Source organism: Streptomyces sp. PA03-5A, from assembly GCF_033792725.1.
Lineage (GTDB): Bacteria > Actinomycetota > Actinomycetes > Streptomycetales > Streptomycetaceae > Actinacidiphila.
Genome location: NZ_JARAVL010000082.1, coordinates 1 through 4,197, shown reverse-complemented (window position 1 = coordinate 4,197; position 4,197 = coordinate 1). Strand labels below are relative to the sequence as shown.

Annotated in this window: 2 protein-coding genes; both read right to left on the bottom strand. The window is 75.0% G+C overall.

Annotation, left to right across the window (positions count from 1 at the left end; translation table 11 throughout):
- Positions 1 to 2,527, bottom strand: a 2,527-nt coding sequence (locus PV410_RS44545; protein ID WP_500332385.1) for a hypothetical protein, incomplete at its 3' end; no start/stop codon positions are given.
- Between the two features lies 1 nt (position 2,528).
- On the bottom strand, positions 2,529 to 4,197 hold a 1,669-nt coding region (locus PV410_RS44540; protein ID WP_500332384.1), incomplete at its 5' end, for an FtsX-like permease family protein.

The window sequence follows — 4,197 nt, the reverse complement described above, 5'->3', positions numbered from 1 at the left end:
CGCCCAGGGCGCCCAGCAGGACCTGCGGCAGCATCTCCAGCACCGCCAGCCACTGCCGCTGACGACCCGTCATCCCCATCGTCCGCAGCCGCGCCAGCAGCGCCTTGCGCTGCGGCGCGTTGTGCAGCAACGACAACAACAACGCCAGCACGCTGAAGCCCGCGCCCGCCGCAACGGCGGCGAGGTAGACGTGTCGTGCGCCCGACTGCAAGGCCGATGTGGTGCCGTAGGAGGCGCGTTGCTCGGTCCGCAGCGTGACGGCCGCCTTGGGTGCGGCCTTGGCCACGACGGCGCGCAGCGCCTTCGCGTCGATGCCGGTGCCCGTCGCGTAGAGCGTGGAGGGCCCGTGCGCCGGCTCCTTCGTCCCGGGCGCCACCTTGGCCAGGGCGGCCCGTGACACGATGACGAACTCGTGGTTGGGGGCCGCCGGTGTGGCGTCCTGCGTGGCCACGATGTGCACCATGACCCGTCCGACGGAGGACCTGACGGTCTCCGGGTCGCCGACGCCGTTGCCGAACGTCCGCGCGAGCGCCGGGGAGGCGATCGCGGGAATGGGCTCCTTCGCGCCTGAGTCCAGCTTGCCGGCGGGGAAGGAGGAGCCCAGCCCGGTGGCCGCCACGAGCCGGGCGTACGGCTCCGGATCGACGACCAGCAAGTCGAACAAGATGCGGTCGTTTATCACTTTCTGTCCGCGTTCTACCCGGACGCCCGTGACCTCGCGTACTCCCGCGATGTTCCGGACCTGGGCGTCGAGTCCCTGCGGCAGGGCGCCGAAGGTCTGCACGCGGGCGTCCGCGCCGACCGCGGTGACGGCCGCCCGGTCGCGTCCCGACTCCACGCCCGCGAGGACGGACCCGCCGAAGGAGGTGACCGTCAGGGCAACGAGCACGGCGAGCAGAGGCAGGGCCGTCGTCGACGGGGTACGGCCCGCCCGCGCCAGGCCGAGGTGGAGCACGGCCCCGTCGAGGCGTGCGAAGGGCCGCGCCAGCAGCCGCACCGGCCAGGGGTACAGCCGCAGCAGCACCAGCGCGGCGACCACCGCCAGCAGCACCGGCGCCGCGGCGGTCAGCACGTCCGCACCGCCGTCCGCCGTGCCGCGCTGCCGCAGCGCGACCACGGCGCCGGCGACGACGACCACCACCGCCAGTTCTGCCACCGTGCGGCGCCGGGACGGCCGGGCCGCGACAAGGTCCTCACGCTGTTCGGGGCGCGGCCGGCGGGCCGTGGTCACCGCCCGCAGCGGCAGGCTCACCGTGGCCACGACGGCCACCGCGGCGGCCGCCCACACAGCGAGCGCGGCACGTTCCGCCGGCAGCAGGAGCAGCGCCAAAACCAGCCCGGCCGCCGCGGACGGCACCGCCACCACCGCGCTCTCGGCCAGCAGCCGGCCGGTGAGCGAGCCCATACTGATGCCACGGGCCCGCAGCAAGGTGAACTCGGCCCTGCGCCGGGCCGCCGACAGGCCCGTCGCCATGAGGAGCACGACCGCGGCGACGGTGCCCACACCCACGGCAGCGACCAGGACCAGCGGCTGCGCAGCCGTGCGCTCGGCGGCGAAGGGACCGAGGAGTTCACCCAGCCCCTGCTCCTCGACGTGCAGGCCGCGCTGCTTGGCCTGCAGATGTGCCCCGTCCGGTCCCGCCGTCAGCGCGGCGAGCCGGTCACGCAGCGCGGGGACGTCGCGCGCGGTGAGCTCGTCGACGTCGGCAGGGTGGTGCCAGTAGGCCAGCGCACCGTCCTGCAGACCGAGCAGGGACTTGGTGGCGTTCTCGTCGATGAGCGCGGTGAAACGCCAGTAGAACACGGGCGCCGGGTCGGAGCCCTCGCCCTTCACCGACACCAGCTTCGGTTTCCGCAGCTCGGGCTCCGCGTTCCAGTACGCGGTGCCGGGTGTCCGGGGCGTGACGATCCCGGTGACCCGGACGGTCATGACCGATCCGACCGAATCCCGCAGGTGGAACGCCGAACCGGTACGCAGTCCCATGACCTGCGCGGTGCGGTCGGTGATCACCGCTTCGACGCTGTGGGCGTCGGTGCCGGGGCGCGGCATGCGTCCCTTGAGGAGCCGGGTGTTCGCCGCCAGGTCCGGTTGGGCCACCAGGGCGCTCTCCGGATCGAGGCCCGAAGGCCGGGGCAGGGCAGGGTCGGTGGCGCCCGTGTCGGCGGAGCGCACCCCGTACACGGTCTGGTCCGGCTCCAGCGCCAGCGGGGGCAGGACGAGACGCCGGAACTCCTTCTCCGTCTCCTTCAGCGACCGCGGGGTGAGCAGTGCCTCGGGGCCGAAGGGGACGGACAGCCGTGAGACCTGGAGCGACATGGAGACGCTGCGGCCCTGCAGCGACGCGTGTGACACGGTGTCGCGCAGCGCGGTGTCCTCGTACCCGTCGACGGCCCGCGGCAGCGCGGCCGCCAGGAACGCCGTGACGAACACCAGCGCGGCCATGGCGAGCGTGCCGCCGGGGGCGGCGCTCAGCCGGGCGCGGATCCAGGAGACGTCACCGCTCCGCTGGGTACGGGGCTCGGCCACGTCATTCACCTCCTTGGCGCCGCAGCGCCTGGGCCGGGTCGACGGACCGCCACGCCGTCAGCATGACGCCGAGCAGGGGCAGCACGGTGACGGCGATCAGCAGCACGACCAGCGGGCCGGACGGCAGCTCCACCCGGACCTCGGGGACCGGGCTGGCCGCGCGGGCCGTCAGGACGATCAGGGGGACGACCTGGCGGGTCAGCAGTCCGCCGAGTACGACGCCCACGCCCACCGCGACCAGGACCAGCAGGCCCTGCTCGGCGGCGATCACCCGGGCGAGCCAGCGGCGCGGGGTGCCCAGCGCCCGCAGCATCGCGAACTCCTGGGAGCGTTCGCGCAGCGCTCCGGCCGCCGCCACGCTGTAGCCGAGCGCGGCCAGCACCACGGCGGTCACGACGGCGGCGGGCAGCGCGGACAGCGGCCCCGCGCCGAGCGGATCCCGCTGCAGCTCGGCTCGCTGCTCGTCGCGGACCAGGAGCGAGGTGATGTCGCCGCGGGCCCGCAGCGCCGAGGCGACGCGGGCGGCCGCGCCGGGCTCGGCCGCCAGCCACCACTCGCCGGGAACCAGGGAACCCTGGCCGGTTCCGTTCAGCAACGTGTTCACCGAGCGCAGGTCCAGCAGCAGCGCCCCGCCGTCGGTGGCGGTGTCCCCGGGCGTGGCCGTGGGCAGGGCGCGTACGGCCGCGGTGACGCGGACCGGCACGGTCACGCCGGCCAGCTGGATCCGTACCGGGTCGCCCACCTTCGTGTCGACCGCCCGCAGGAAGGAGTCGGTGGCGACACCCGCCAGCGCGGCCGGGGCCTTCGGTGCCGCGGTCACGATCACGGCCGCCTCGTCGAAGCCGCTCTGCACATAGCCCTCGAGGGGCATCTGCCCGGTGTCGTACTCGACGGTGAGCGGTGTGTCCTGGCCGGAACGCGGGGCGTCCGTCCGCGCGGCGACGTAGCCGCGCTCGCGGTCCTCGGTGAAGTCCCGGTTGCCCATGAGGGTGTGGGCCTTCCAGGAAGCGCCGGCCGGCACCGGGAAGGCGTGCGCGGAGCCGTCGTTGGTCACGGCCCGCAGCGCGGTGACGGACAGCCGGTGGTGCCCGGTCCGCCGGGGCAGGGTGTAGTCGGCCTTGATCCGGGTCAGGCGCAGTGGCCCGGCCGGGCCGGCGCCGGGGGCCCGGCCCGCCTCCGCGGCGAAGTCCGCCTCCAGGACGTGGGGTCGGCCGTCGGCGGGGACCTCGCCCAGGGGGATGGTGTAGGGCACGCCGTAGCGGTCCGTGAAGGTCGCCGAGAGCCGGTCGCCGACCCCGCTCGCGGTTGCGCGGCCCCGGGTGCCCAGGGCCTGCAGGCGGACGGTCAGGCGGAGTCGCGCCGAGGCGTCGGGCAGCGTGAACCCGGCGTCCCGCGAGGCGGCCTCCTCGGGGCGCAGGGAGCGCAGCAGGTCCTGGAAGGGCCGGTCGGCGAGGTCGTCGCGCAGGCCGGTCACCCCGGAGGCGCTGGTGGTGTCCAGTGCCAGCACCGTTGCCTCGCGGTTCCTGGGCAGCGGCACGGTGCTGCGGCTGGCCGGGGCCGCCGCGGCGATCCCGGGTATGTGGTCGTAGACGCCGCCCTGTCCGAACGCCGGGGTCGAAGTGCCGGTCACACGGACGTCGGCTCCCACCAAGAAGTCCGCCTGGTCGCGC